The 26,185-nt window shown below is 71.0% G+C and carries 25 protein-coding genes; 18 read left to right on the top strand and 7 right to left on the bottom strand.

Annotation, left to right across the window (positions count from 1 at the left end; genetic code table 11):
* The first annotated feature begins 50 nt into the window (after nt 1-50).
* From HZF19_RS10380 to HZF19_RS10405, 6 genes are all read left to right on the top strand, one after another.
* A complete protein-coding gene (locus tag HZF19_RS10380) occupies nt 51-1,478 on the top strand; it encodes an aldehyde dehydrogenase family protein (protein WP_208028705.1) in 1,428 nt (475 codons plus the stop codon).
* 52 nt (nt 1,479-1,530) lie between these two features.
* Nucleotides 1,531-1,905: a hypothetical protein gene (locus HZF19_RS10385; RefSeq protein WP_208028706.1), complete on the top strand. Its 375-nt coding sequence runs from the start codon at nt 1,531-1,533 to the stop codon at nt 1,903-1,905.
* Nucleotides 1,906-1,916: 11 nt separating this feature from the next.
* Nucleotides 1,917-2,867 carry a CHAD domain-containing protein gene (locus HZF19_RS10390; RefSeq protein ID WP_208028707.1) on the top strand — a complete coding sequence of 317 codons (951 nt, stop codon included), beginning with the start codon at nt 1,917-1,919 and terminating at the stop codon, nt 2,865-2,867.
* A gap of 93 nt (nt 2,868-2,960) precedes the next feature.
* Nucleotides 2,961-4,256, top strand: a complete 1,296-nt coding sequence (locus tag HZF19_RS10395; RefSeq protein WP_208028708.1) for a class I SAM-dependent methyltransferase — start codon at nt 2,961-2,963, stop codon at nt 4,254-4,256.
* A 54-nt stretch (nt 4,257-4,310) separates the two neighbouring features.
* Nucleotides 4,311-5,249 carry a tRNA glutamyl-Q(34) synthetase GluQRS gene (gene gluQRS, locus HZF19_RS10400; RefSeq protein WP_208028709.1) on the top strand — a complete coding sequence of 313 codons (939 nt, stop codon included), beginning with the start codon at nt 4,311-4,313 and terminating at the stop codon, nt 5,247-5,249.
* Complete coding sequence (locus tag HZF19_RS10405; protein WP_208028710.1) at nt 5,239-5,625, top strand: limonene-1,2-epoxide hydrolase family protein; 387 nt, start codon at nt 5,239-5,241, stop codon at nt 5,623-5,625. Before gluQRS ends, HZF19_RS10405 begins: the two co-directional genes overlap by 11 nt.
* Before the next feature lie 83 nt (nt 5,626-5,708).
* Here the strand turns inward: HZF19_RS10405 and HZF19_RS10410 are convergent, their stop codons facing one another.
* From HZF19_RS10410 to HZF19_RS10420, 3 genes are read right to left on the bottom strand one after another with little or no spacing between them, the layout of a single operon-like run.
* The gene (locus HZF19_RS10410; protein ID WP_208028711.1) at nt 5,709-6,197 is read right to left on the bottom strand and encodes a nuclear transport factor 2 family protein; all 489 of its coding nucleotides are present in this window, start codon (nt 6,195-6,197) and stop codon (nt 5,709-5,711) included.
* A 22-nt stretch (nt 6,198-6,219) separates the two neighbouring features.
* Nucleotides 6,220-7,221 (bottom strand): aldo/keto reductase family protein, encoded by a 1,002-nt coding sequence (locus HZF19_RS10415; protein WP_208028712.1) that lies wholly within the window; start codon nt 7,219-7,221, stop codon nt 6,220-6,222.
* Between the two features lie 29 nt (nt 7,222-7,250).
* Nucleotides 7,251-8,135, bottom strand: coding sequence for an LLM class F420-dependent oxidoreductase (locus tag HZF19_RS10420; RefSeq protein ID WP_208028713.1), 885 nt, complete (start codon nt 8,133-8,135; stop codon nt 7,251-7,253).
* A 164-nt stretch (nt 8,136-8,299) separates the two neighbouring features.
* On the opposite strand from HZF19_RS10420, the gene HZF19_RS10425 reads away from it, so the two are divergent.
* The 3 genes from HZF19_RS10425 (at nt 8,300) to HZF19_RS10435 (ending at nt 10,659) form a co-directional block, all read left to right on the top strand.
* A complete protein-coding gene (locus HZF19_RS10425) occupies nt 8,300-8,626 on the top strand; it encodes a helix-turn-helix domain-containing protein (protein ID WP_208028714.1) in 327 nt (108 codons plus the stop codon).
* Nucleotides 8,623-9,168 (top strand): nucleotidyl transferase AbiEii/AbiGii toxin family protein, encoded by a 546-nt coding sequence (locus HZF19_RS10430; RefSeq protein ID WP_208028715.1) that lies wholly within the window; start codon nt 8,623-8,625, stop codon nt 9,166-9,168. Before HZF19_RS10425 ends, HZF19_RS10430 begins: the two co-directional genes overlap by 4 nt.
* A 210-nt stretch (nt 9,169-9,378) precedes the next feature.
* Nucleotides 9,379-10,659, top strand: coding sequence for a glucosaminidase domain-containing protein (locus HZF19_RS10435; protein WP_208028716.1), 1,281 nt, complete (start codon nt 9,379-9,381; stop codon nt 10,657-10,659).
* 18 nt (nt 10,660-10,677) lie between these two features.
* Here HZF19_RS10435 and HZF19_RS16365 read toward each other — a convergent pair whose 3' ends face one another.
* Nucleotides 10,678-13,116, bottom strand: a complete 2,439-nt coding sequence (locus HZF19_RS16365) for an FtsX-like permease family protein (RefSeq protein WP_208028717.1) — start codon at nt 13,114-13,116, stop codon at nt 10,678-10,680.
* A gap of 15 nt (nt 13,117-13,131) precedes the next feature.
* Nucleotides 13,132-13,842, bottom strand: coding sequence for an ABC transporter ATP-binding protein (locus tag HZF19_RS10445; RefSeq protein ID WP_208028718.1), 711 nt, complete (start codon nt 13,840-13,842; stop codon nt 13,132-13,134).
* A 152-nt stretch (nt 13,843-13,994) separates the two neighbouring features.
* On the opposite strand from HZF19_RS10445, the gene ppsA reads away from it, so the two are divergent.
* From ppsA to HZF19_RS10465, 4 genes are all read left to right on the top strand, one after another.
* Nucleotides 13,995-16,346 (top strand): phosphoenolpyruvate synthase, encoded by a 2,352-nt coding sequence (gene ppsA / locus HZF19_RS10450; protein ID WP_208028719.1) that lies wholly within the window; start codon nt 13,995-13,997, stop codon nt 16,344-16,346.
* Nucleotides 16,347-16,424: 78 nt separating this feature from the next.
* Nucleotides 16,425-16,775 carry a sll1863 family stress response protein gene (locus HZF19_RS10455; protein ID WP_208028720.1) on the top strand — a complete coding sequence of 117 codons (351 nt, stop codon included), beginning with the start codon at nt 16,425-16,427 and terminating at the stop codon, nt 16,773-16,775.
* Between the two features lie 60 nt (nt 16,776-16,835).
* Nucleotides 16,836-19,994: a beta-phosphoglucomutase family hydrolase gene (locus HZF19_RS10460; protein WP_208028721.1), complete on the top strand. Its 3,159-nt coding sequence runs from the start codon at nt 16,836-16,838 to the stop codon at nt 19,992-19,994.
* An 85-nt stretch (nt 19,995-20,079) separates the two neighbouring features.
* Nucleotides 20,080-20,811, top strand: coding sequence for an alpha/beta hydrolase (locus HZF19_RS10465; RefSeq protein WP_208028722.1), 732 nt, complete (start codon nt 20,080-20,082; stop codon nt 20,809-20,811).
* Here the strand turns inward: HZF19_RS10465 and HZF19_RS10470 are convergent.
* Both HZF19_RS10470 and HZF19_RS10475 read right to left on the bottom strand, forming a co-directional pair.
* Nucleotides 20,808-21,629: a DegV family protein gene (locus HZF19_RS10470; RefSeq protein WP_208028723.1), complete on the bottom strand. Its 822-nt coding sequence runs from the start codon at nt 21,627-21,629 to the stop codon at nt 20,808-20,810. The two genes, HZF19_RS10465 and HZF19_RS10470, sit on opposite strands and share 4 nt — an antisense overlap.
* A complete protein-coding gene (locus HZF19_RS10475) occupies nt 21,626-22,258 on the bottom strand; it encodes a glycerol-3-phosphate acyltransferase (protein ID WP_208028724.1) in 633 nt (210 codons plus the stop codon). The genes HZF19_RS10470 and HZF19_RS10475 overlap by 4 nt, the downstream gene beginning before the upstream one ends.
* A 215-nt stretch (nt 22,259-22,473) precedes the next feature.
* Here HZF19_RS10475 and HZF19_RS10480 point away from each other — a divergent pair, with 215 nt between their 5' ends.
* From HZF19_RS10480 to HZF19_RS10500, 5 genes are all read left to right on the top strand, one after another.
* A complete protein-coding gene (locus HZF19_RS10480; protein WP_208028725.1) occupies nt 22,474-23,031 on the top strand; it encodes an RNA polymerase sigma factor in 558 nt (185 codons plus the stop codon).
* Between the two features lie 13 nt (nt 23,032-23,044).
* Nucleotides 23,045-24,061, top strand: a complete 1,017-nt coding sequence (locus HZF19_RS10485) for a hypothetical protein (RefSeq protein ID WP_208028726.1) — start codon at nt 23,045-23,047, stop codon at nt 24,059-24,061.
* A 127-nt stretch (nt 24,062-24,188) separates the two neighbouring features.
* Entirely contained in the window at nt 24,189-24,677 is a 489-nt protein-coding gene (locus HZF19_RS10490) for a hypothetical protein (RefSeq protein ID WP_208028727.1), read from the top strand.
* The gene (locus HZF19_RS10495; protein ID WP_208028728.1) at nt 24,674-25,525 is read left to right on the top strand and encodes a GNAT family N-acetyltransferase; all 852 of its coding nucleotides are present in this window, start codon (nt 24,674-24,676) and stop codon (nt 25,523-25,525) included. The genes HZF19_RS10490 and HZF19_RS10495 overlap by 4 nt, the downstream gene beginning before the upstream one ends.
* A gap of 113 nt (nt 25,526-25,638) precedes the next feature.
* A complete protein-coding gene (locus HZF19_RS10500; RefSeq protein ID WP_208028729.1) occupies nt 25,639-26,127 on the top strand; it encodes a hypothetical protein in 489 nt (162 codons plus the stop codon).
* The last annotated feature ends 58 nt before the right edge of the window (nt 26,128-26,185 follow it).

Genomic DNA, 26,185 nt, shown 5'->3' on the forward strand with positions numbered 1-26,185 from the left:
CATCGCACCATGATGCCCAGCTCGCGCTCACGAGGCGCGAGAGTGAGGCCATGAGCCTTGCCGTCACTCCCATGCGTATCGGCTCCCGGTCGGTGACCACCGATGAGGTGATGCTGGTGCGCTCCCCGTATGACGGCCGTGAGGTGGGGATGGTGCCCGCAGGCACCGCGGGGCACCTGGACGCCGCGGTGGAAGAAGCCCGCGGTCGCCTCCTCGACGGCCCGCTGCCCGCGCACGAGCGCGCCGCGATCCTCGACCGGGCCGCGACCGTGCTGGCGGCGCGACAGGAGGACTACGCCCGGCTGATCTGCGCCGAGTCCGCCAAGCCGATCAAGACCGCCAGGGTGGAGGCGGCCCGGGCCGTGGACACCTTCCGGTTCGCCGCCGCGGTGGCCCGCACCCTGACCGGCGAGACCGTGCCGCTGGAGGCCAGCCCGGCCGGGGTGGGCAAGGTCGGGTTCGTGCTGCGGGTGCCGATCGGGGTGGTGGGGGCGATCTCCCCGTTCAACTTCCCGCTCAACCTGGTGGCCCACAAGGTGGCCCCGGCCATCGCCGCCGGTTGCCCGGTGGTGCTCAAGCCGGCGTCGGCCACCCCGCTCACCGCGCTGGCGCTGGCGGGGTTGCTGCTCGACGAGTGCGGCCTGCCCTCCGGGTGGTTGCACGTGGTCACCTGCCCCGGTGCGGTCGCGGACCACCTCGTCACCCATCCCGACGTGGCGATGATCACCTTCACCGGGTCGCCGGCGGTCGGCTGGCGGATCCGTGAGCGGGCGCCTCGCAAGAAGGTGAGCCTGGAGTTGGGGAACAACTCACCGGTGGTGATCGAGCCTGACGGTGACTGGCGGGCCGCGGCGTCGAAGATCGCGGTGGCGGGCTACTCGTTCGCTGGGCAGTCCTGCATCTCGGTCCAGCGGGTGTTCGTGCACCACTCGATCGCCGAGCCGTTCACCGAGGCGCTGACCGCGCAGGTCGCGGACCTGGTGGTGGGCGACCCGGCCGACGAGGCCACCGACGTGAGCGCGCTGATCACCCCGGACGAGACCGAACGGGTGCACGGCTGGATCGACGAGGCGGTGGCGCAGGGGGCGGAGCTGCGGACCGGTGGGGAGCTCACCGCCGATCAGGTGCTGCGACCCACCGTGCTGTTCGGGGTCCGGCCGGAGATGGAGATCTGCCGAACGGAGGTGTTCGGGCCGGTGGTCGGGGTACAGGCCTACGACGACTTCGACCACGCGCTGCGTCTGGCCAATGACACCCGCTACGGGTTGCAGGCCGGCGTGTTCACCGGGGAGCTGGCGAAGGCCCTGCACGCGGCGCGAACCCTGGACTTCGGCGGGGTGCTGGTGAACGAGGTGCCCACTTGGCGAGCCGATCAGATGCCCTACGGAGGGGTGCGGGATTCGGGGAACACCCGTGAAGGGCCGGCCTACGCGGCGCGGGAGATGACCGAGGAGCGGCTGGTGGTGTTGCAGGGCTGAGCGCTCGCCCGCCGTCGCCGCCGCCCGCTTCGGTCTCTAGCCTGGAGCACCTATGGCCGTGGAGGTCTTCGTCTACCAGGATCACGTGACCGTCGATTTCACCGGAACCGAGCGGATCCTCACCCTGAAGGGCCACCTCGACCTCTCGATGTACGAGATCGAATCGGCCCGGGTGGCGCCGGTCGACGAGCTGCGCGCCGAGCTCGGGTGGCGGGTGGGTGGCGGGTACCTTCCCGGCTTCTTCATCACTGGCTGGTTCACGGTGCCGGGCCGCAAGGGTGCCCGCCAGCTCTGGTGCGTGTACCGAGATCGGGAAGCATTGGTGATCGAGACCCGGCGCGACAGCCCGCGCCGGGTGGTGCTCCAGCATCCCTACCGCCACGACCTGGCATGGCTGATCGCCGAGCGCGTGCCCCACTACTCGTAGGGCGCGGTGCGGTGACGGGTCGTGTGGTGCTCGACCGCGATGCGACGGCCCTCGATGCCTGGACGGCCGTGCTGCGCGCCGAGCTGGACGCGATGGTCGCCAACGAGTCCGGGGTGCGCGCCGGGGTGGATCCCGCGTGCCTCCACGACTTCCGGGTGGCGGTCCGTCGCAGCCGTTCCGTGCTCCGGGAGAGCAAGCGGGTGCTGCCGCACCAGGTCATCGACCACGCCCGCCGGGAGCTCGGATGGCTGGGCAGCGCAACCAGCGCGGCGCGGGATCTCGACGTGTTGGTACACGACACCCTGCCGTCGCTCGTGGAGGGGCTGGATGCAGGCGAGCTCGCCGAGGTCGACGCTGCGGTGCGGATCCTCGAGCGCCAGCGCGCCGCCGCCTACGAGGAGCTGGTGGCGGACCTCGAGAGCGAGCGCTACGCACGATTCGTCGAGTGGTGGCGGGCCTTCCTCTATGCCCCGGAGGTCGGCTCGCACGAGACGCCGAGAGCCACGGAGCCGGCCCGGTCCGTGGCCGCGAAGCGGATCCGCTCGGTGCATCGGAGGCTGCTGCGCGACGGGCGCCGGGTCACCCCCGCGTCGGCGCCCGAAGCGCTCCACGAGCTGCGCAAAGACGCCAAGCGACTCCGCTACCTCCTCGAGTGCTTCGGCAGCCTGTACCGCCGGAAGCTGATCGCTCCGATGGTGAAGGAGCTGAAGGCGCTCCAGGACGTGCTGGGCACCTACCAGGACTGCCAGGTCCAGATCCGCCGGCTCGAGCAGGTCGGCGCGGTGCTGGCAGAGCTCGGCCCGCCGCCGGTGGCGATGCCGGAGGGGCTGGGGCGGGTGCTGGCGCGCCTTGCCGCTCGCGAGCAGCAGGTCCGGTCCGCCTTCGAGGAGCGCTTCGCTCGCTTCTGCCGGGTGCCGATACCCGCTCAGCACGTGTGGGTGGAGGCGAACGGGATGACCTGACAGGCACCGAGCTTTCAGGTACTGCCCCTTGTCTCGACCGTGAGGTCGTTGGACGATGAACCCGACGCAGGTCGACCACCGGGAGGAGGGCTCGTGGGACTGGCCTCACTCGTCGAGCGCGCGGTCGGGGGTGCACTGCCGGTGCAGCTGGAGGTGTACGACGGGAGCCGCGCCGGACCGCCCGACGCTCCGGCCAGGGTGGTGATCCACCGGCCGGAGGCGTTCAGCCGGCTGCTGACCCGCCCCGGTGAGCTCGGTCTGGCCCGGGCGTACGTGGCTGGCGACGTCGATCTCGAAGGCGACCTGTTCGCCCTGCTCGAGTCGCTCGACGACCTCGAGCTGCGGGTCGACCTGCGTGCGCTCCCCCCGATCGTGCGGGCGTTGGGGCCCGGTGCCCTGCGGCCGTTGCCCCCGCCACCGGAGGAAGCCCGGCTGTCGGGCCGGGTGCACTCGAAGTCGCGCGACCGGCGGGCGGTCATCCACCACTATGACGTCTCCAACGAGTTCTACCGTCTGGTGCTCGGTCCCACCCTCACCTACTCGTGTGCGGTGTTCGGCTCGCCCGAGGACTCGCTGGAGGTGGCCCAGACCAACAAGTACGACCTCATCTGCCGCAAGCTGGGTTTACAGGCCGGGCAGCGTTTGCTCGATGTCGGCTGCGGCTGGGGTGGGATGCTCCTGCACGCCGCCGGCCGCTACGGGGTGAGCGGCGTCGGGGTCACCCTCTCGCGGGAGCAGGAGGAGTTGGCCACCAAGCGGGTGGCCGAGGCCGGGCTGGCGGAGCGGATCGACATCCGGCTGCAGGACTACCGCGACGTCACCGACGGCCCCTTCGACGCCATCAGCTCCATCGGCATGTTCGAGCACGTCGGTCGGTCGCGCATGGAGGCCTACATGCGTCGTCTGCACGACCTGCTCCGCCCAGAGGGCCGCCTGCTGAACCACGCCATCAGCCGTCCGGGCTACACGCAGCCCGACACCACGAGAGGGCGAGCGGTGGCACTGGGGCGGCGGGTGCTCACCGCCGCGGGCTCCCGGCTCACCTCGCGCATCGACAGCGACTTCATGCAGCGCTACGTCTTCCCCGACGGTGAGCTGCACGAGGTCGGGGTGGTGGTGTCGATGCTCAACGAGACTGGCTTCGAGGTGCGCCACGTCGAGAACCTGCGCGAGCACTACCCGCTCACGCTGCGGCGGTGGGTCGCCAACCTCGAGGCCCACTGGGACGAGGCGGTGGAGCTGGTCGGGGCAGGGCGGGCCCGGGTGTGGCGGCTGTACATGGCCGCCTCGGCGGTGAACTTCGAGCGGGGCAACATCGAGATCCACCAGGTCCTCGCGGTCCGCCCGGAGGGTGGCCGCAGCGGCATGCCGTTGCGGCCGTCGTTCTGATCGCTCATCGACTGATCGGCTCGTCGGCTGATCGGGTGCCATCATCGACATCCCATGTCGCCATCCACGCACGACGGCCGGTTCGCGCCCAGCCCGTCGGGTCCGCTGCACGCGGGCAACCTCCGCACCGCGCTGCTGGCGTGGCTGTTCGCCCGCCACGCCGGCGCCCGGTTCGTCCTGCGGATCGAGGACCTCGACCGCGCCGCCACCCGCCCGGAGCACGAGCGGTCCCAGCTCCGGGACCTCGCCGCGATGGGTGTGGACTGGGACGGGCCGGTGGTGCGCCAGTCGGAGCGCGTCGACCGCTACCACGACGTGATCGACGAGCTGGTCGGTCGTGGGCTCACCTATCCCTGCTACTGCACCCGCCGAGAGGTGCTCGAGGCCGCGTCGGCCCCCCACGAACACCTCCCCGAGGGGGCGTACCCCGGGACCTGCCGGCGGCTCTCCTCGGCGCAGCGAGCCGAGCGGGAGGCCGCGGGCCGATCACCGTCGTTGCGGTTGCGGGCCGAGGCTGCGAGGGTTTCCTTCATCGATCGGGTGCACGGGCCGTTCGAGGGAATCGTGGACGACTTCGTGATCCGGCGCGGCGACGGCACCCCGGCCTACAACTTGGCGGTGGTGGTCGACGACGCCGAGCAGGGCATCGGCGAGGTGGTGCGTGGCGACGACCTGCTGGCAGGCACGCCTCGCCAGCTCCACCTGGCCCGGCTGTTGGGCCTGCCGGAGCCGTCCTACGCTCACGTGCCGCTGGTGCTCGGTCCCGACGGTGAGCGGCTGGCCAAGCGGCACGGGGCGGTGACGCTGGAGGACCTGGCCGCCGCCGGGATGACCCCGGTGACGGTGCGGTCACTGCTCGCTGCCAGTCTGGGGCTGGCCGAGCCCGAGGAGCCGGTCACGATGGCCGAGCTGCTGGCTCGGTTCGATCCCTCCGCGGTGCCCACCACGGCGTGGGTGTTCGAGGCGTGCCAGGCTGGTGACCATGAGCGCTGAAGCGGTGGTGGGCGAGTTCATCCGGCGGATCGAGGCGAAGGACCTCGACGCGGCGTGCGAGCTGGTCACACCCGACGTCGAGTACGACAACGTCCCCATGGACACCGCCTACGGCCCTGAGGGCATCAAATCGGTGTTGGGAGCGATGGTCGCGGTCGACGAGGTGGAGTTCCGGGTGTTGCGCCAGATCGCGGCCGGGGACACGGTGATGAACGAGCGGCTCGACCGGTTCCGCATCGGCGAGACGTGGATGGAGTTGCCGGTGGCGGGCGTGTTCGTGGTGAACGGCGAGGGTTTCATCACGCTGTGGCGGGATTACTTCGACATGCAGACCCTGACCGAGCAGATGAATGCGGTCGCCGCGGCCCAGGGCTGACCACACCGGGGTGGCTCGCGATCGGTGCCCTGTCGAACCGGTGGCGCTCGAGCGCCTCACCCGCGCCGCGACCCATGAGGTCGTCAGGGCGAGGGCGGTCGGCTGAAGTCGCGGTCGGGGTTCGCGGGCGGGGGCACGAAGCCGGGGCCGGGGCGCCAGCCACTGGCCTTCAGGTCGTCGAGCACGTGGACCATGTTCAACAGGTCTTCCTCGTAGGAGAACCGGCCTGCACCGGCATAGACGAGGGTGGAGCAACCGGACTGGCGGTAGGGAGTGCCGTCCGGGCGGCTGGCGGGGAGGATCTGGGTCCACTTGACCACCACGGTGTCACCGTCGATCGCCGTGTACTCGATCGGGAAGCGCCAGTCCTCCAGTCCGCGCATGCTCTCGTCGAGGAACCGGCGGATCTCTTCGATGCCTCGGATGCGACCCCAGGCGGGGTCGATGTAGACGGCGTCGTCGGTGAACAGCTCCGCCAGGGCGGTCCAGGTCGCCTCCCCACGCTCGATGCGCGCCCGGAGCTCCACGTAGTGGGCGACCGCGGCCTCGACCTCTTCTCGGGGATGGCTCATGTGAGCTCCTCGCTCGGCGCCGCTACGGGCGCTCCTTCGGGGTGAACTCCGCGGTGATCGCTGGATCGTCGACCACCACCGGGGCCACGATCTCGTCGATGCGGGCCAGCACCTGCGGCTCCAGCGTCACCCCGGACGCTGCCACGTTCTCGCGGAGCTGCTCGGGACGGGTGGCTCCCACGATGGCGGAGGCCACGTTGTCGTTGGCCAGCACCCACGCCACCGCCAGCTGAGCCATGGTCAGCCCGCAGTCCTGCGCCACCGGGCGGAGCTGCTGGACCCGTTCGAGGACCTCGTCGCGCAGGAAGCGCCGCACGAACCCACCACCCACCTCGTCGGTGGCCCGTGACTGCTCCGGGGGCGGCTGGCCGGGCAGGTACTTGCCGGTCAGCACCCCTTGCGCGATCGGGGACCAGACGATCTGGCCGATACCCAGCTCCCGGCAGGTGGGGACCACCTCGCCTTCGATCACCCGCCACAGCAGCGAGTACTGCGGCTGGTTGGAGACGAGTTGGATGCCGAGCTCGCGGGCCAACGCGTGTGCAGCGCGGATCTGCTCAGCCGTCCACTCCGACACGCCGATGTAGAGGGCCTTGCCGTGGCGAACCACGTCGGCGAAGGCCTCCATCGTCTCCTCGAGGGGAGTCTGGTGGTCGTAGCGGTGAGCCTGGTACAGGTCGACGTAGTCGGTGCGCAGCCGCCGCAGGGAGCCGTCGATCGACTCCATGATGTGCTTGCGCGACAGGCCTCGGTCGTTGGGTCCCGGGCCGGTCGGCCAGTACACCTTGGTGCAGATCTCCAGGCCCTCCCGCCGCTGGCCGGCGAGGGCCCGCCCGAGCACCTCTTCGGCACGGGTGTTGGCATAGACGTCCGCGGTGTCGAAGGTGGTGATGCCGACGTCGAGCGCGGCGTGCACACACCCCAGCGCGGTGTCGTCGTCGATCTGGCTGCCGTGGGTGATCCAGTTGCCGTAGGAGATCTCGCTGACCTTGAGGCCGCTGCGACCGAGGAAGCGGTGATTCATGGCGGAACCCTACGCCCCCGGCGTGCCGCTCAGTCGAGCAGCTCGGCGAGGGTGTCGAGGGTGCGTTGGCGTTCGGCGAACGGCACGGCGACGAACTCGGTGGCGCCAGCTTCGAAGACGGCTTCGATGCCGGCCCGCACCGTGGCGGCGTCGCCGGCGATGGCCACCTCGGCCGGCCCGGCCGCGCCCTCCCGGTCGAGCATGGCTCGGTAGGAGGGGAGCTGCCCGTAGATCTGGAACACGCCCGCGGCCTGCCCCCGGGCGCGGTCGGGGTCGTCGGTGACCGCGACCGGCAGCGCGACCACGATCCGGGGGTCGGGGCGCCCGTGGTCGTTCGCGGCGCGACGGATGGTGGGGGCCACGTGGGAGGCGATGGTGCGAGGGCCGGTCATCCAGGTCACGGTGCCGTCGGCCATCCGCCCGGTGACGGTGAGCATCTGTGATCCGAGCGCGGCGACGAGCACCGGAACGGGGTCGCACTCGACGCTCAAGGCGAGCTTGGCGGTGAGGGTGTCGCCTTCGAAGGACACCGCGTCGCCCCTGGCGAGGGGCATGAGGATCGACAGGTGCTCGCGCAGGTGCCGTACCGGCTTGTCCCAGGGGATGCCGAGCATCTCTTGGATCACCACCTGGTGCGAAAGTCCGATGCCGAGCGTGAATCGTCCGCCGCTGACCTGCTGCACGGTGCGGGCCTGTGCGGCCATCACCATCGGGTGGCGGGGGTAGGTGGGCACCACCGCGGTGCCGAGGGCGATGCCGGGCACCTGAGAGGCCACGACGGCCAGCGCGGTGAGCGCATCGGGGCCGAACACCTGTGGCGCCCACGCGGAGGCGAAGCCGTGGTCGTGTGCGGAGCGCACTTGCCTGACCAGTGAGTCGACGTCTTGGCCGTCGACGAACACACCGATGCGCACCGTTCGTACCCCCCTTGGCCCTGGCTCGACCGGGCGCAGGCTACCCGGCCGTCCCGAGGTCCCCGCACGAACCGCGGCGCGCAGCGGCCCCGACGACGGGCCGGCCCGGAGTGCGGGCGTAGGAAGATATACAAAGCGATATGTCTCTGGCTAACCTGGTGGAGGTGGAGGTTCCCGACCTGCTCCGGCTCGCTCGTCGCCGGCATGCGTTGAGCCAGGCGGCGCTGGCGGCGCGAGCCGGCACCAGCCAGCCGGTGATCTCCGCGTACGAGCATGGGCGGCGCGACCCCACGACCCACACCTTGCGACGGCTGCTCGCAGCCGCAGGGGAACGGCTGCACGTGGGGCTCGCCGAGCCGTCCCCCGAGATCCCCCCACCTCTCGACGCCCGCGAGCACGGCGAGCGCCTCGTGGAGGTGCTCCGGCTCGCAGACGCGATCGGCCACCGGCCCCGCGGCCCGCTGGCCTTCCCCCGGCTCGACTCGACGTGAGCGAGCCGGCACTGCCCGACAAGATCGTGGCGATCGACCGGGCGCTCGCCGAGGTGCCCCACGCCTTCGGAGGAGCGTTGGCGCTCGCCTACCACGCCGAGCCCCGTGCCACCATCGACATCGACCTCAACGTCTTCGTGCCCACCGGCGAGGCCGAGCGGGTGCTGGCGCCCCTGCGGGACCTGGGAGTCCGCACCGGTGGCGCCGCGGCGGAGGCCTCCCGCTCCGGTCAGGCACGGGTGATGTGGGGGCGGACCCCGGTGGACCTGTTCTTCGCCTACGACCGGTTCCACGCCGCCGTCGACCGTGGCGCGCACCAGGTGCCGTTCCTGGACCGGACCATCCGGGTGCTGTCCCCCGAGCACCTCACCGTGTGCAAGGTCGTCTTCGACCGTCCCCGGGACTGGGTCGACATCGACGCCATGCGTGCCATCGGCACCCACATCGACGCCGCGGAGGTGCTCCGGTGGGTGGGTCGCATCGTCGGGGACGACGACCCCCGCTACGACCGGATCGCGTCGGTGCTGACCTCCACGCCCTGACTGCTCGCCGGTCACGACCGCTGAAGGCCGGCCCGGCGGCAGCGGCCGGAGGTCACGGGTGGCTCGCCTCGGGGGTCCGCCATCCACGGTCGTGAGCGTCGACAGTTCCTCAGGATCGGCGGCCCCGATCCGATAGAACATGGCGTTCGCGCTGTCCACGGCGCCGGTGCCCGGCCGCACGCAGCCGTCCCCGAGAGCTCGCCCATGGCCATGAGATCCCCTCATCATCACGGCCGCCCGTCGCTGCGGCGCTGGGTCGCGACCACGGTGGCCCTCGGCGTCCTCACCGCCCTCACCGGATCGGTGGCCGCCCAGGAGGCTGAACCGCCCACCCAGCCGCCCGGCTCCGATCCTGCCGCCGGGGCCGGTCCCGCTGGCCCGGCCGGCGACGCCCCACCGGCCGAGGCGGAGGCTCCCGCTCCGCCACCGGTGGACCCCTCACCCCAGCTGCGGGTGGTGCTGGCGAAGCTGTCGATCATTCACGCCGAGGACGTGCTGGCGAGCGAAGAGGGCAAGCTCGTCGACGTTCGCGCCGAACTGGAGGCGGCCAACCAGCATCGTGACGCCGCTCGGGCGGTCGTCGCCGACGCGAAGCGCCGTCTCGAGCGGGCACGGCGGCTCCTGGCGGATCTCGCGGTCAGCTCGTTCATGTACGCCAGCGGCGGCACGAGCAGCCCCGCGGCCAAGATCACCGTCTACGAGAAGAAGAAGGAGCGCGAGCTCACCCGGGCGGTGATGGACAACAAGGTGGACGCTGTCCGCCAGCACGAGGAGGCGCTCGACGACGCGCAGCATCTGCTCGACGAGCGGCAGGCCGAGGTCGACGCGCTCGCTGCTCGGGTCGTCGACCAGGAAGCGATGGTGGGGCTCGCCCGGCAGGCGCTCGACGATGCCCGCCGCGAGCTGCGCACCGCGCAGGCCCAGGACGCGCCGGTGCTGTTCGACCCGGCGGACACCGGGCGCTGGCAGCTTCCGATCGCCGGTGAGAGCGTGCTCAGCGCGGAGGAGCTCACCGCGTGGTTCGAGCACGTCGGCGGGCGGAGCATGGCCGGCGCCCCGGTGGCGGACCTCGCTCGCTGGTACATCGAGGAAGGAGCGGCGGAAGGGCTGCGCGGCGACGTGGCCTTCGCCCAAGCGGTGCTCGAGACCGGCGGGTTCACCAACGACGACACCATCCGGTTCAACAACTACGCCGGGATCGGCCACTGCGACTCCTGCCTCACGGGCTGGGCCTTCCCCTCCCCCCAGGAAGGGGTGCGGGCTCAGATCCAGCTGCTCAAGAGCTACGTGTACGACAAGCCCGAGTACCGCTTCGAGCTGGTCGACCGGCGGCTGCGGGGCCCGGCCGGTTGCTGCCAGACGTGGAACCAGCTCACCGGCGTGTGGGCCTCCGCGTCCCACTACGGCCCGGCGATGCTCGGCATCTACCTCAACATGGCCGAGTTCGCCCTCGACCGGCGCACGATGATGCGGGCCATGGGCGCAGGCTGAGCCTCCGGCGATCAGGCGTCACTCCACCACCCGCAACGTGGACGAGATGTCCATGCGCCGGAGTTTGTGGCTCGCGAGCCCGGGCGCGAGCGCCACGACGGCCACGCCCAGCACGACGGCGGTGAGGTAGGTCGTCGGGCTGACGTGACGTGCCACGGCGATGTCGGGCAGCGTCTCGGGCAGCAGGACGCTCGTCATCCACTCCAGCAGCCCGACGCCGACCAGCACCCCCACTACCGTCGCCAGCACGCCGATGACCGCGCTCTCGACCATGGCGACCGCCATCACCGTCCTCGCCGGCAGGCCGAACGCGAACATCGTGGCGTGCTCCCGGGCCCGCTCGTCGAAGCTGATGCTCGTGGAGTTGAACGCGATCATCAGCGCCAGGAGCAGCACCGCCCCCCTGATCACGTTGAGCACGTCGGTGAACTGGCTGATCGTCTCCCGCAGGTTCGCGATCACCCCGGCGACCGGTTCCACCGCGACGACGGCCGGCTTCTCGAACAAGGCCCGCTGCACCGCCTCGGTGCTGGTGCCCTCGGAAGGAAGGACCTGGGCGCCGTTGACGATGCCCTGGAGGTTCATCACCGGGGCCTGCGCGAGATCCAAGAAGGTGAGGAACCGGTAGGGATAGGTGTGGATCGCCATGACCTGGAACGGGCCTTCCTCCCAGCGGTAGCCGAGCCCTTCGCGCACCGGGTAGCGCATCGTGATCTGGTCCCCGACGTCCACGCCCAGATCGGCGGCGGCCTTCTCGGCGATCACCACCCCGCGCTCGATGCTGGGGTCGAGCGAGCCCCGGACCAGCCCGGGTCTCCAGATCGGGCTGTCGAAGGGGACCAGGTCGATCAGCGTGTCGAAGCGGGTGTCCCCCTCGACGAGCTGACCCCCCACCCGCAGGGTCGGCTCCAGCCGTGCGATCCCCGGGGTGTCCGCGAGCTGGCGCAGCTCTGGTGCGTCCTCGAGGGTGAAGCTCTGGAGATCGACGGTCATGCGATCCGGGTTGGTGCGCAGCAGCTCGCGCTCCGCCCGGTCGATCGTGAACATGAACGAGTCGATCATGCCGATCACGCCGATCAACGTGGCGATCGCAGCCGCGATCCCGAGCGCAGTGAGCAGCGTCCGCCGGGGGGCGCGCAGCACGTTGCGCAGCGGCATCTGGGCGATGCTGTCGCCGGGAAGGGGCAGGCCGGTCGCCAACCGGCTCAGACCGCTGGTCGCGGTCACCCTCGGGCCGGTGCGGATGGCCTCCACGGGGGTGACCCGGACCGCCCGCCAGACGGGGTAGATGGTCGCGGCGAAGGTCAGCAGCAGGCCGAGGAGCGCGCCGCGCAGGTAGACGCCGAACTGGAACGGGGTGTCCCACACGGGCAGCGGGAAGAAGCGCTCGATGATCGAGGACATCAACGAGCCCACGATCGTGCCCACCACCATCCCGAACAGCACACCCAGCGCCGAGACCTGGAACGCCACCAGCAGCGGCCGGATCGCGAGCCCACCGGTCGGGACGCCGAGCGACATGCCGACCCCGATCTCCCGCCGCTGGGCCTCGACGATGCGGCTGGTGAGGTTGAACGCGGCGAACGCCGCGCCACCGAGGATCATGAGGGCGAAGATGTTGTAGAGGCGTTGATCGCCGTCGATGTCGTCGTAGAGGATGCGGTACTCGCGCTCCTCGGTCAGGGGGGTCACCACGGTGGCCACGTCGGGGAGCTCGGCGGCCAGCACCGAGCTGATCGCGGCCCGGGCCGACTCGACGTCCACCCCGGCTGCGAGGCGTACCCCGGCCTCGTTCACCTGGCCCGGTCGGCCCGCCAGTTCCTGGGCCACCTCGAGGGGGGCCCAGGCCACCGCGAAGCCGCCGGCGCCGAACAGTGAGCCACCCCGGCCGCTGACCAGGAAGTACTGCGGTGAAAGCCCGGTGCCCACGTACGGCACCACCCGACCGCCGCTGATCGTCAGCTCGCCCGCCGGGGGGAGGTGGTGGTGGTCGGTGAAGTGCCGGTCGATGACCAACGCCGCCTCACCGGGGGCGAACAGCCGCCCCTCCTGCACGGTGAGCCGATCGACGGGTGGCCCTTCGCCGCCGCCGGCGTCGACCCCGACGATCGATCCGGGCACCAGGATGGTCCGCCCGCCGGTGGACGCGTCGACCTGGGTGGGCACGACCAGCCGGGTCGTCACCTGCTCGATCAGCTCGGAGCGACTCGGGTCGAGCGCGGCTCGCAGCCGGGCGTCCTCGACGAAGGTGCCCTCCGCCAGGGTGACGAGCAGGTCGTGTGTCGCAGAGGCTTCGTAGCTGCGGTCGTAGGACACCCGCCGCCACGTCGAGGAGCTCATGAGCCCGACGTAGGTGCCGGAGCCGAGCGCGATGACGAGCGCGATGGCGGCCACCTGCAGCCAGCGTTGGCGCAGGTCCCGCCACGACCAGCGCAGCCAGAGCCCCGGCGAGGTCACCTGCTCACCCCGCCGTCACCAGTGCAGCTCGTCCACCGGCCGCCGGCCGCCCGCGGGTGGGCCGTCGCGCTCGACCCGGCCCGCGCTCAGCTCGACGACCCGATCGGCCATGCGGGAGATCTCCCGGTTGTGGGTCACCACCAGCACCGTGCGACCGGCGCGGGCCTGCTCCTGCAGGAGGGCGAGGATCTGCACCCCGGTCCGGTAGTCGAGCTCCCCCGTCGGCTCGTCCGCCAACAGCACGGGGTTGCGGGTGGCGAGCGCCCGGGCGATGGCCACCCGCTGCTGCTCCCCGCCGGAGAGCTGGGCAGGGAAGTGATGGGCGCGGGCCGAAAGCCCGACCGACTCCAGGACCTCGTGGGCGGTGGACACCCCGTCGGGGACCCCGGCGACGTCCGCGCCGAACCGGACGTTCTCGAAGGCCGTGAGCCCGGGGAACAGGTTGAAGCTCTGGAACACGAAGCTCACCGTCTCCCGCCGGTAGCGGAACAGGTCGCGGGAGCGGGCCCGCCGCAGGTCACGACCGGCGACCCGCACCTCGCCGGCAGTGGCCTGGTCCAGCGCCCCGACCACGTTGAGCAGCGTCGTCTTACCACTGCCCGATGGCCCGAGCACCACCACCAGCTCGCCCTCGTCGACCCGCAGATCCACCTCGTCGAGGGCTTTCACCGTGCCGCCTCCCGTCTCGTAGTGGCGGCTCGCGGCGTCGAGCTCGATCGTGCTCATGGACGAGATCCTCCGGGGTCGGGAGGGTCGGTGGAAGGGCTGGAGGGGACGAACTGGCTCCCCGATTGTCCCCCGCGGCTCAGGACCTTGGACACTGTTGGCACGGTCTCGTTCGCCCGTAGGTTCGTCCAGGGAAGCAGAAAGGGCTCCAGATGCCGTCTCGTCTCATCATGTGGTTCTCCGAGCTGAGCTTGGCCGACGAGCCGATCGTCGGCGGGAAGGCGGCCAACCTGGGGGAGCTCAGCCGAGCGGGCTTCCCGGTCCCTCCCGGCTTCGCCATCCCCGCCACCGTCTACACCGACGCCATGGAGCGCGGTGGGGTACGCCCCGCCATCCGGGAGGTCCTCGGCCGGCTGGAGGTAGATGACCCCGGCGCGTTGGCCGCTGCGTCGAGCGCCCTGCGCAAGCTGGTGCACGAAGCCGGCATGCCCCCCGAGCTGCGTGAGCAGATCGTCGAGGCGTACCGCTCCCTCGGTGAAGACGTCCCGGTGGCGGTGCGCTCGTCGGCTGCCGGTGAGGACAGCGCCGACGCGTCCTTCGCCGGGATGAACGAGACGTTCACCAACGTGTGCGGCGCAGAGGACGTGGTCGATGCCGTGATCCGCTGCTGGGCCTCCGCGTTCGGCGAGCGGGTGATCGCCTACCGCGCTCGGCGAGAGCTGGCATCCGAACCCGCGATCGCGGTGGTGGTGCAACAGATGGTGGCCTCTGACCGTTCGGGGGTCGTGTTCTCGGTGGACCCGGCGACCGGCGACCGGTCGCGGATGATCATCGAGGCCGCCTTCGGGTTGGGGGAGGTGGTGGTGGGCGGGGCCGTAGAGCCCGACACCTACGTCGTGGCCCGCCCGGCGTCGCGGATCCTCGAGGCCCGGGTCGGCCATCAGGCGTTCAAGATCGTGCAGGGTGACGACGGCCGTGACCAGCGGATCGACCTGTCCGAGGCCGAAGGGGCGCGGCGGGTGCTCGCCGACGACGAGGTGCTGGGACTGGCCGAGCTGGCGCTGAAGATCGAAGCGCACTACGGCGTCCCGCAGGACATCGAGTTCGCCGTCGACGCCGACGGAGCGGTGTGGATCGTACAGTCGCGGCCCATCACCACCATCCCGCCGGGCGAAGCGGTGGCACCTCCCGCGGGAGGCACCCCTGCAGGTGCGGTGCTGGTGAAGGGCCTCGGCGCCTCGCCGGGCATCGGTCGGGGGGCCGTGCGGATCCTGCGGTCACCGGAGGAGGGCAAGCGGCTCCAGACCGGTGAGATCCTCGTCGCCCCCATGACCAATCCCGACTGGGTGCCGACCATCCGGCGGGCCTCGGCGATCGTCACCGAGGGCGGCGGCATGACCTGCCACGCGGCGATCGTCAGCCGCGAGCTTGGCATCCCGGCCGTGGTCGGCGCCCGCCAGGCCCTCACCGCCCTACGGGACGGGGAGCTGGTCACCGTCGACGGCTCGTCCGGGGTGGTGTGGGCCGGCGAGGTGGAGCCCGCGGCGGCACCGGCGGCTGCGTCGAGTGTCTCGGTCACTCCCGCCACCACCACCCCGGTGCCGGCAACCGCCGTGGAACCGCTGGGCACGGCCCTTTACGTGAATCTGGCGTTCGCCGATCGGGCCGACGCGGTCGCTGCCCAACCGGGGGTGGACGGGGTGGGCCTGCTGCGGGCGGAGTTCCTGCTCACCGACGCGCTCGGCGGCCGTCATCCCAAGGCGCTGCTCGCCTCCGGCGGCGAAGCCGAGTTCGTGGAGCGGATGACCGAGACGTTGCTGCGGATCACCCAGCCGTTCGCCCCCCGCCCGGTCGTGTACCGCACCACCGATTTCCGCACCAACGAGTTCCGCAAGTTGGAGGGGGGCGAACGCTACGAGTCCCACGAGGAGAACCCGATGATCGGGTACCGGGGCTGCTACCGCTACATCAAGGACCCAGAGGTGTTTGCACTGGAGTTGGAGGTCCTGGCCCGGGTGCGGGAGCAGACCCCGAACCTGCACCTGATGATCCCCTTCGTGCGCACCGCCTGGGAGCTGGAGGCCTGCCTGGAGCTGATCGATCGCAGCCCCCTCGGCCGCCAGCGTGGCCTGCGCACCTGGGTGATGGCCGAGGTGCCTTCGGTCGTGTACCGCATCCCCGAGTACGCGGCGATGGGTATCGACGGGGTGTCCATCGGCTCCAACGACCTCACCCAGCTCATGCTCGGCGTCGATCGTGATTCCGAGACCTGCGCGGAGCTGTTCGACGAGAGCGACGCGGCGGTGCTCGACGCCATCCGCCGCATCATCGAGGCGGCCAGCGAGGCGGGCATCACGTCGTCGTTGTGCGGGCAGGCGCCCTCCAACAACCCGGCCTTCGCCGAGCACCTGGTGCGAGCGGGCATCACCTCGATCTCCGTGAACCCCGACGCGGTCGACGCCGCCCGGGCCGCGATCGGCCGCGCCGAGCGGCGACTGCTGCTCGAGGCGTCCCGGGAGCGCCATCGGGGAGGCGGGGGCCGAGCACGGCGCGGCGTTCGCTGACCGCGCCAACATGGGTACGGTCCGAGGCGACTCGACACCGGTGCAGAGATGGACGGCAGAGCAGAAGGAGAGACGGCGATGACCGAGACCACCGAGACCAAGTCCCTCGAGGATCGAGTCCACCAGCTGGAAGATCAGGTACGGCGCCTCAACGAGGAGCTCCTCCAGGGCCAGCTCGACGACTGGAAGGCTCGCATCGACCAACTCGAGGTGCAGATGCGCCTAGGGACGATGGAAGCCCGCGACGAGGTGCGACCCCTCGTGGAGCAGCTGCGCAACAAGTGGCTCGACGCCAAGGAACAGCTCGACAAGGCGCAGAGCGCGGCCGGCGATGCGTTCGCGACGGTGCGCGAAGGAGTCCAACGCGCGGTCAAGGACCTCGGCGACGCGCTCGACGAAGCCGTCAAGCGTCTCGGCGTCAAGGACTGAGCGGCACCGACCCGGTCCCGGGCACGCCGTGCCGGCTCGTCCCTGCACCACCGAGGTGTCGTGGTCACCCTGAACCCGGCCGACATCGACGCCATCGTCTTCGACATGGACGGCGTCATCACCGACACCGCCCGGGTGCACGAGGCGGCGTGGAAGCGCCTGTTCGACGAATACCTCGCCGGGAAGGCGCCAGCCGGAGCTGACGGCCGGCCCTTCGATGGAGAGGACTACCGGCGGTACGTCGACGGCCGGTTACGGGTCGATGGCGTGGAGTCGTTCCTGGCCAGCCGAGGTATCCGCCTCGAGCGCGGTGAGCCCACCGACCCGGAGACCGCACCGAGCGCGTGGGGGCTGGCCAACCGCAAGAACCGCTACTTCCACGAGGTGCTCGCCACCGAAGGGGTCGAGGCGTTCCCGTCCTCGATAGCGTTGGCCCGCGCCGCCCGGCGCTCGGGGCTGCGCACCGCGGTGGTGACGGCCAGCCGCAACCGGGCGGCCGTGCTCGAGGCAGCCGGGGTGGGTCACCTCTTCGATGCCCATGTCGACGGGATCGACATCGCCCGGCTCGACCTGCCCGGCAAGCCCGACCCGGCGACGTTCCTCGAAGCCCTCCGCCGGCTCGACGTCGAGGTGGGGCGGGCCGTGGTCATCGAGGACGCGGTGGCCGGGGTCGCAGCTGGTCGCGCCGGTGGCTTCGGTCTCGTGATCGGCGTCGACCGCAGCGGACGAGCCGAGCGGGACCTGATCGCGCACGGTGCGGACGTGGTGGTCGCCGACCTGGACCAGGTGTGCATCACTCCCTGGTACGAGGTGCCGGCGAGGGACGATCCCTGGCACCTCGACTTCGAGGGGTTCGACCCCAGGCAGGAAGGCCATCGGGAGGCGTTGTGCACGGTCGGCAACGGCGTGTTCGGCACCCGCGGGGCGGCGCCCGAGCACGACGCGGGCCGAGGCCACTACCCGGGCACCTACGCCGCAGGGTGCTTCAACCGGCTGCTCTCCGAGCTCCACGGCCGGCGCCTCGAGCACGAGAGCATGGTCAACCTGCCGAACTGGTTGCCGCTCACCTTCCGTCCGAGCGGCGGCCGGTGGCTCGATCTGCACGAGATGGCGATCGAGGGCTACCGGCAACGCCTCGATCTGCGTAGCGGGGTGCTCCACCGGGCGGTGCGGGTGACCGACGGTGAGGGTCGGACCACCACCGTCGCGGAGCGTCGCCTGCTCTCGATGGCCGAGCCGAGCATCGGCGCCCTCGAGTGGACGATCACCCCGGAGAACTGGTCGGGGGTGATCGAGATCCGTTCCGGCATCGACGGATCGGTCGAGAACCGCAACGTGGCCGACGAGCGGGATCTCGCCGGTCGACACCTCGAGGTCATCGGCGGCGATGACGAGGGGGAGGTGCTCTGGCTCGAGGCGGCGACCGTGCAGTCCCACGTGCGGGTCGCGGTGGCTGCACGCACGAGGGTGGTGCGCGAGGAGGAAGCCATCGAGGTCGAGCGGCAGATGGTCCGCGGAGCCGGGCGGATCGATCACGAGCTGCGACTGTCGATCACCAACGGCACCGCGGTCACCGTGGAGAAGGTGGTGGGGATCTCGACCTCGTTCGACCACGCCATCTCGGAGCCGGTGAGCGCTGCTCGGACTGCCGTCGGCTGGGCAGGTGGGTTCGACGAGCTGCTCTCGGCCCACGCCATGGCCTGGAGGCACTTGTGGGCCCGCAGCCGGCTCCAGCTCGTGGGCGGTGATGGTGGCGCGGCGAAGGCGCTGAACCTCCACGTGTTCCACGTCCTGCAGACGCTGTCACCGAGGATCGTCGACCGTGACGTCGGGGTCCCCGCCAGGGGGCTACACGGTGAGGCCTACCACGGGCACGTGTTCTGGGACGAGCTGCTGGTGGTCCCGCTGCTCACCATGCGGTTCCCCGCGCTCACCCGGGAGCTGTTGCTGTATCGCTGGCGTCGCCTCGATGCCGCCCGCCGGCTGGCGAGGCAGGAGGGTCGCCGGGGAGCGAGGTATCCGTGGCAGAGCGGCAGCGAGGGTCGGGAGGAGACCCCGACCATGCTGTTCAACCCGCTTTCGCAGCGCTGGATGCCGGACAACTCACGCTTGCAGCGTCACGTCGGCTTGGCCATCGCCTACAACATCTGGGGCTACTTCGAGGTGACCGGCGACAAGGACTTCCTCGCCGGCTACGGCGCCGAGATGCTCATCGAGATCGCCCGCTACTTCTCCGACCTGGCCACCTGCGATGGAGGCGACGGGCGGTTCCACATCCGGGGGGTGATGGGTCCCGACGAGTTCCATGACGGGTACCCCGACCGTCCGGGGTCAGGTATCGACGACAACGCCTACACCAACGTGATGGTGTCGTGGCTCCTGCGCCGAGCGATCGAGGTTCACCAGTTGCTGAGCCGCAACTCCGCGGGTGAGCTGTGGGAACGGCTTGACCTTCGTGACGACGAGCTGACCCACTGGGACCTGGTGAGTCGCCGCTTGCACGTCCCCTTCCTCGACGGGGACATCCCTGCGCAGTTCGAGGGCTATGGCGATCTGGAGGAGCTCGACTGGGACCGCTACCGGGCGCTGTACCGCAACATCGGTCGTCTGGATCTCATCCTCGAAGCGGAGGGCGACTCGCCGAACTGCTACCGGGCATCCAAGCAGGCCGACGTGCTCATGCTGTTCTACCTGTTCTCCGCCGAGCAGCTCGAGGAGCTGTTCCGCCACCTCGGGTACCCCTTCGACCCGCAGGTCATCCCCCGCACGATCGACTACTACCTCGAGCGCACCTCCAACGGGTCGACGCTCAGCCGGGTGGCCCACGCCTGGGTGCTCTCCCGCTCTGATCGGGAGCGATCGTGGGAGGTGTTCCTCGAGGCGCTCGCCAGTGATCTCGACATGCAGGACGGCACCACCCGGGAGGGCATCCACCTCGGGGCGATGGCGGGCACGATCGACCTCGTGCAGCGGTGCTACACGGGTCTCGAGATCCGCGACGGGGTCCTGCGCTTCAACCCCCGGCTCCCTGCCGAGCTGCAGTCGCTCGCGTTCCCGATCCATTTCCGCGGGCACTGGCTCGACGTGCATGTGACCCCGAAGAGCCTGCGGATCGAAGCCCGCCGCTCGACCGCCCCGGCGCTGCGGATCGGGGTGGTGGACCACGAGGCGACCTTGGCCGGGGGCGAGACCCTCACCGTCGATCTTCCTGGCCAGTAGCCCCGTCTCGCCGGCCACCTGCGCCCGTCTGACGAGCAGGCACCGCTCTCCCTACACTGCGCAGCACCCACGGCCAGGAGGAGCAGTGCCGACACCCAGCCTGATCACCGCCGACGGCGTCGCCCTGGCCGCTCGCGGCTGGCTGACCGACACCACCCCCCGAGGCGCGGTGGTCTTGGTCCACGGCTTCAGCGCTCATCGGGACCACCCCGAGGTGGTCGCCACTGCGGAAGCTCTCCACCAGCGGCAGCTCGACGTGGTCACCTACGACGCCCGGGGGCACGGCGGATCAGGCGGACGTTCGACACTCGGCGATCTCGAGGCCCACGACGTGGCCGCGGCGGTGGAGCTGGCGGCATCCCGGGCGGATCGGATCGTGCTGGTCGGGGCGTCGATGGGGGCCATCGCCGCGCTGCGGTATGCGAGCACCGACCCGTCGCTGGCAGGCGTCGTGGCGGTGAGCTGCCCCGCCCGGTGGCGCCTGCCCCGGAGTGCCGCGGGTCTGGCGTCGGCTTTGCTCACCCGCACGATCCCTGGCCGGCTGCTCGCCGATCGCCTGATGCGGGTGCGCATCGCCCCCCGGTGGACCAACCCGCTGCCGCCGGTGGAGCTCGTGTCCCTGCTCGCCTCGCCGCTGGTCGTCGTGCACGGTGCCGCCGACCGCTTCATCAGCTCCACGGATGCCCACGAGTTGTTCGCCGCGGCTCGCCAACCGTGCCGCTTGGAGCTCGTCGCGGGGATGGGCCACGCGTTCGGGGCCCAGGCCACGCCCACCATCGTGGGCGCGGTGGAGTGGATCCTGGGCGATTCCCGCTAGGTGGGTTCCCACCACCAGGCCAGCCCGGCGAGGCCGGGGCCGGTGTGGACCACCATCACCGACCCGAACTCGCTCACGAACGAGGTGGCGGGCTGCAGGTCCCGCACCTGCTCGAGCAGCCGGTGCCCGTCGTCGGGGGCCAGCGCGTGCAACGCCGCCACGTGGAGCCGGTGCCCGGGGCTCGCACCCCGCCGGCACAGGGACACGATCCGGTCGAGCGCGGCCTGCCGGCTCATGGCCGGGCGGAGCCGGTGCACCTCGCCCCGGCGGAACTCGAACAGGGGGTTGATGCCCAGCCGGTCGCCGGCCCACCCGGCGATCCCCGGTACCCGACCACTGCGGGCCAGGTGCTCCAGCGAGGGGATCGTGGCCACCAACCGCACCGCCTCCCGGGCTCGCTCCGCGGCCGCGGCGACCTGGGTGAGGCCGAGACCTCGCTCGGCGGCCTCGGCCGCGGCCAGCACGACGAGCGCCTCCGCGCCGGCGGCGGTGGTGGAGTCCACCACCCGGACCGGCGCGTCGAGGGCGCCCGCGGCGATGACCGCTGCCTGGTGGGTGCTGCTCATGGACGCGGCGATGGTCACCACCAGCACGCCGTCGCGCGACCGCCGCCGCTCGATCGCCTCGATGAACTCGCCCGGTGACGGCCCCGAGGTCGTGACGCCGCTGGCGGCGACCAGCTCCTCCAAGGAGCGCTCGCCTTCGCGCACCCGCTCGCCGCCGACCTGGAGCCACATCGGCACCACCGTGATCCGGTGACGTTCGGCGAGCGCCGGCGGGAGCGCCGTGGCGCTGTCGGTGACGATGGCGACGGTCACCGTGGCCGCCCTGGGCTCCGGTCCCGTGGCGGCGGCTCGTCCCGGTCGAAGACCAGTCGCCGGAGGTAGGTCGTCGCGGTTCGCTCGGCCGGCGGTCGGTTGCCCGCGAGTCGCTTGACGAGCATGGGGATGAGCACCGCGGCCGCCGCGAGCGCCCCGGCCGATCCTCGGCTCGTGGCCGCAAGCGGTACCAGGGCGAGGTAGACGACGAAGCACACCGCGCCGGTCTGGCGAGTCAGGCGGCCGATGGCGAGCCCCGCGAGCAGTAGTACCGCCCCAGGCCAGGCGGTGACGGTGAGCGCCCCGATGGCCGGGGAGATCCCACGGCCGCCTGCGAAGCGCAGGAAGGGGGACCAGTTGTGCCCGGCGACCGCTGCACCACCGGCGAGCGCGGCCAAGGTCGGCGATCGGGACGCGAGCAGTGGTCCGGCTGCGCCCTTGCCCACGTCGAGCACCCCGGCGATGGCCAGTGGCCAGAAGCCGGCGACCTGGTACAGGCTGGTCCCCGACACCGTGCCGCTGCCCACCAGGCGCAGATCGGTCCCCCGGGTGAGGCGTGCCGCGAGTTGGGCGAACGGCACAGCGCCCACCACGTAGGCGACGAGCAGGGCCACACCGGCCTGCGTCATGTCCATGACCCTACGCAAGTCCCGACGGTGCCGCAGGGTCGCAGCACCGGGCATCACCCCCGAGTGGCGGTAGCCCGCCTCTGGGACCCGCAGCCTGCTTCACTTCGAGGCCTCACGCGCCGATGGATGGTGATGCCCGACGCTATGGTCGTCGCCGACAGGAGGAGGCGTTGAGCGACCCGGGCGCGAGCCGAGTCGCCGGAACGGGCTGACGGGTGCGTGGACGCGACGAGCAGGAAGCGGTGTCGCAGCCGCAGGGTCTGGGCTCCTTCGACGAGCTGTATTCCGCCTACTTCCGGTCTCTCTACCGCTACGTGGCCCGTCGCGTCGGTCCGGACCATGCGGAGGAGCTGACCGCGGAGGCCTTTGCTCAGGCTTGGATCCGGCGGGACCGCTTCGACCCGTCGCTGGGGTCGCCTTCGACCTGGCTGTTCGCCATCGCCACGAACCTCGTCCGGCGGCACCGCCGCACCGAGGAGCGCAAGCTGCGAGCGCTGGCTCGCTGGCACCAGCCGGTCTCCGTGCCTAGCGGTGAGCGGGAGGTGCTGGAGGGGGTCGCGGCTCGGGAGGTGTGGCCGCAGGTGGCAGCAGCCCTGCTGGAGGTCGGTCCCACGGATCGTGATTGCATCTACCTGTATGCGGTGGCCGGTCTCAGCTATGCTGAGGTGGCGACAACCTTGTCGCTACCAATCGGTACAGTGAGGTCAAGGATCAATCGAGTTCGGGGGAGGCTGCGGAGGGCGGTCCAGGGCACCCTGGACCTGCAGGGCTGAGCGAGGCACATCGATGGACGAGCTGGACGTGATGGAGTGGTTCGAGGCGCCGGTCGGTACGCCAGACCAAGAAACCGCCGAGCGCGTCCGGGCCCGGGCCCTGGCCCGGATCGCCGAGCTCGATCCGCCGTCGCGACCCATCCGCAGACGCGACCCCACGACGATGTCCCGGTCGCAGCCGCCGGTCATCGACCTCACGCTCGACCGCCCCGAGGACCAGCCCGCAGCGGGTGCCCTGGACTCGCGCCGCCGGTCCCCGCGACCCGTGGTGGCCGTCGCAGGAGCGCTGGCGGTGCTCATGGTCGTCGCGGTGCTGGCGATCGGTCACCGAGAGCGCTCGCAGGACGTGCAGAGCCGCCTTCCCGACCGCTCGACGGCAGACCTCGTGCGCCTCGCCGGCTCGCACCCCGATCGCCCGATCGGCGAGGGCGAGACGCTCTTCCGCCGGATGATCCTCGGGCGCCCGGACTCACCCGGTGAGATCGAGGTCCGTGACGCCTGGATCCTGCCCTGGGGTCAGAGCTTCGACGAGGTCCGGTGGGTCAGCTCCGTCGATGCCGAGCCACCCGTGTCAGCCGAGGTGCCGGGCCAGGCCATGAAGAACGTGGGCCCCTTCGCGGGCTACTCCTACGAACAGGTTCGAGCCATGCCCACCACCGTCGGGGCGCTCGAGGATCATGTGTGGCGAACGCACGCGGATCGCGCGGGCTCGGACGACGCGGCGTTGGCACTCGCCGAGGTCGCCTCGGCGCCGATCACCCCGCCCGCGGTGCGGGCCGCCGCCGTGGAGTCCATCGTGCGGCACGGCCGCCTGGTGGGCGAGTCGACCGACCCGCTGGGGCGGCGGGGCCTGCTGTTCCTGGGCGGGGATCCCGCGTCCCCGGCGGGGCCGAGAGGGTGGGCAGTCCTCATCGATCCGATCTCGGGCCTGCCGCTGACCGTGGCGATCCGGGTCCCGACCCTGCCGGAGTTCTCGTGGGACCAGGTGGGCTGGATGGCCTATGCCCTCCAAGAGGTCCGATCGACCTAGGAACCGGCGGGTTCCCTCCGGGCAATACCTCTGGTGAGGACAACCTCTGACGAGGACGGCACGGGGGGTTCCGATGCGATCGACAACTGGGCTGCCGGCAGCTCTCGCCTTGGTCGGATCAGCAACCGTGGTGCTCGCTGATCAGCCCGCCGGCGTTGCGGAGGGCGTCGCCGGCGAGCGCTACTGCCAGGTCGAGATCCAGGATCGGGCAGACGTCGAGGCCGGCAAGGTGGCGGAGCTCGTGTGCTTCGACTCCTTCGCTGGGTTGCTGTCCTCACTCGGGGTCGCTCCCCGTGCTGCGATGGCGGACAGTCCCGCGACGATGGCCGCCGAATCCTGGCCGAGCAATGCCCTCGCCGCACACTACGACGGCGTCGGCGGTGGTGGCTCGTACGTCGTGGTGGTCGGCAACGACTGCAACGGCGGCGGCCTCAACCTGCCTTCGGACTGGAACGACCGCATCCGCTCCACCCGTCACCTGCGCTGCGGCACGATCAAGCACTGGCGTGACTGGGGCTATCAGGGACCGTCGGAGACGACCGGCGGCAGCTATGGCACGATCCGCAGTCTCACGACGCTCGATCAGCAGGTCACGTCGATCCAGTACTACGCATGAGCGGGGCGACAATCGTGAACCGGGTGGATGCCCCACCAGCACCGACGTTCGCCGAGCTCTGCTCGGTCATCTCGACCGAGCTGTGGGTGGACCTGAGCCACGCGACCGAGGAGTCGCTGCTGGTGGATGACCTGGGCCTGGACTCGCTCGCGCTGGTGGAGCTGGTCGTCGTGGCCGAGCGCTGGAGCACCGAGCCGTGGCCCGAGGATCTCATCGCCAGCCTCCGCACCCTCGGCGATGTGTACCACCAGGTGCGCGCCGGTGCCGGGCTCGGTGTGGTCCCGCCCACCCCGCGCGGCCGCCTCGAGGGGCCCGATGTGCGGCTGCGGCCGGTGATGGTCGAGGACGAGCCCTACCTTGCTGCGCTGCACGTATGGGGCGATGCCCTGGTGCGATTCCGGCTGCGCGGCCGGACCCCGAGCCCGGAGGGGATGCGGCGGCTGCTCTGGGAGGAGGTGCTGGCCCAGTTCGTCGTCACCTGCCGGGACGGGCGTCGCGTGGGAGTGGTCTCCGCGTTCGAGCTCGATGCCCGCAACCGAACGGTCCACCTGGCGGTCATCGAGGATCCTGAGTGGGTGGGGAGCGGGCTCGCGCTCGAAGGGGTGGCGGTGTTCCTGAGTTACCTCTTCGCGCAGTTCGATCTCCGCAAGGTCTATGCCGAGTGCCTCGCTGACAACTACGTCGCCTTCGCCAGTGGTGCTGGGCGGGTGTTCGATGTCGAGGGCCGCCTGCGTGAGCACGAGTACGTCGACGGCCGGTATGAGGACGTCTACCTCCTCGCCGTCGAGCGGTCGAGGTGGGCGGTGCAGCATCGGCGCCTCTTCGGCCACGGCGCTCCCTGGAGCTGATCGCCGGGCAAGAAGTCGGGAACCGAGCGGCCGTTGCGGGCAATACGAGTTTGACGGCGTCGAGCCGCCAGCCCGTGCCGGTGGCAGCGGTGTCATCGCATGGGAGATACGTGATGGATGGGAGGTCCGTGATGCTCGGAGTCCGTACCCGGGTTGAGGTGCGCACGTCGCAGCTGGCCCCTCGCGAGTTGTTCTCGGTGGAGCCGCTGTCGATGCTTGGTTCATTGCGAGAGCTGGGTCGCTGCAGCTTCAGCGACGAGATCGAAGCGGCACCGGCGACGGATGTGGAGACCGCGTTGCTGCTCGTGCAACCGGACGTCGATCGGTGCGACTTCCACCAGGGCCCGTGGGCCGAGGCGATGGACGTTTCGATCGAGCTGTGGGCCGATCTCGACGGCGTCGACTGGACCACCGAGGCGCTCAAGATCGCCATCGCCCGTCGTTGTCCCGACCCGTGGTTGGCGACGTGCGTGGCGTCGTTCATCTGGGAGCCGCTGGTGCGCGATCCCTACGCCGGGAACCCCTTCGACGGGAATCACCGCTACTGCGTGCTGCGTTCCTTGGGGGTGGAGCGGGCGCTCATGTTGTCCGAGCCTTGGTAGTCCTGTTGCTGCTTTGGCGCGGGCACGATGCTCTTGGTAGATGATCGGCAGTGCCGGC

It is taken from the genome of Rhabdothermincola sediminis (genome assembly GCF_014805525.1).
In the GTDB taxonomy this organism is placed as follows: Bacteria; Actinomycetota; Acidimicrobiia; order Acidimicrobiales; family Acidimicrobilacustridaceae; genus Rhabdothermincola; species Rhabdothermincola sediminis.

Bases quoted from the DNA above. Each gene is read 5' to 3' on its own strand.
- HZF19_RS10380 (WP_208028705.1), top strand. From the start codon at position 51: ATGAGCCTTGCCGTCACTCCCATGCGTATCGGCTCCCGGTCGGTGACC.
- HZF19_RS10385 (WP_208028706.1), top strand. From the start codon at position 1,531: ATGGCCGTGGAGGTCTTCGTCTACCAGGATCACGTGACCGTCGATTTC.
- gluQRS (WP_208028709.1), top strand. From the start codon at position 4,311: ATGTCGCCATCCACGCACGACGGCCGGTTCGCGCCCAGCCCGTCGGGT.
- HZF19_RS10405 (WP_208028710.1), top strand. From the start codon at position 5,239: ATGAGCGCTGAAGCGGTGGTGGGCGAGTTCATCCGGCGGATCGAGGCG.
- HZF19_RS10410 (WP_208028711.1), bottom strand. From the start codon at position 6,197: ATGAGCCATCCCCGAGAAGAGGTCGAGGCCGCGGTCGCCCACTACGTG.
- HZF19_RS10415 (WP_208028712.1), bottom strand. From the start codon at position 7,221: ATGAATCACCGCTTCCTCGGTCGCAGCGGCCTCAAGGTCAGCGAGATC.
- HZF19_RS10435 (WP_208028716.1), top strand. From the start codon at position 9,379: ATGAGATCCCCTCATCATCACGGCCGCCCGTCGCTGCGGCGCTGGGTC.
- HZF19_RS10445 (WP_208028718.1), bottom strand. From the start codon at position 13,842: ATGAGCACGATCGAGCTCGACGCCGCGAGCCGCCACTACGAGACGGGA.
- ppsA (WP_208028719.1), top strand. From the start codon at position 13,995: ATGCCGTCTCGTCTCATCATGTGGTTCTCCGAGCTGAGCTTGGCCGAC.
- HZF19_RS10455 (WP_208028720.1), top strand. From the start codon at position 16,425: ATGACCGAGACCACCGAGACCAAGTCCCTCGAGGATCGAGTCCACCAG.
- HZF19_RS10475 (WP_208028724.1), bottom strand. From the start codon at position 22,258: ATGACGCAGGCCGGTGTGGCCCTGCTCGTCGCCTACGTGGTGGGCGCT.
- HZF19_RS10485 (WP_208028726.1), top strand. From the start codon at position 23,045: ATGGACGAGCTGGACGTGATGGAGTGGTTCGAGGCGCCGGTCGGTACG.
- HZF19_RS10495 (WP_208028728.1), top strand. From the start codon at position 24,674: ATGAGCGGGGCGACAATCGTGAACCGGGTGGATGCCCCACCAGCACCG.
- HZF19_RS10500 (WP_208028729.1), top strand. From the start codon at position 25,639: ATGGATGGGAGGTCCGTGATGCTCGGAGTCCGTACCCGGGTTGAGGTG.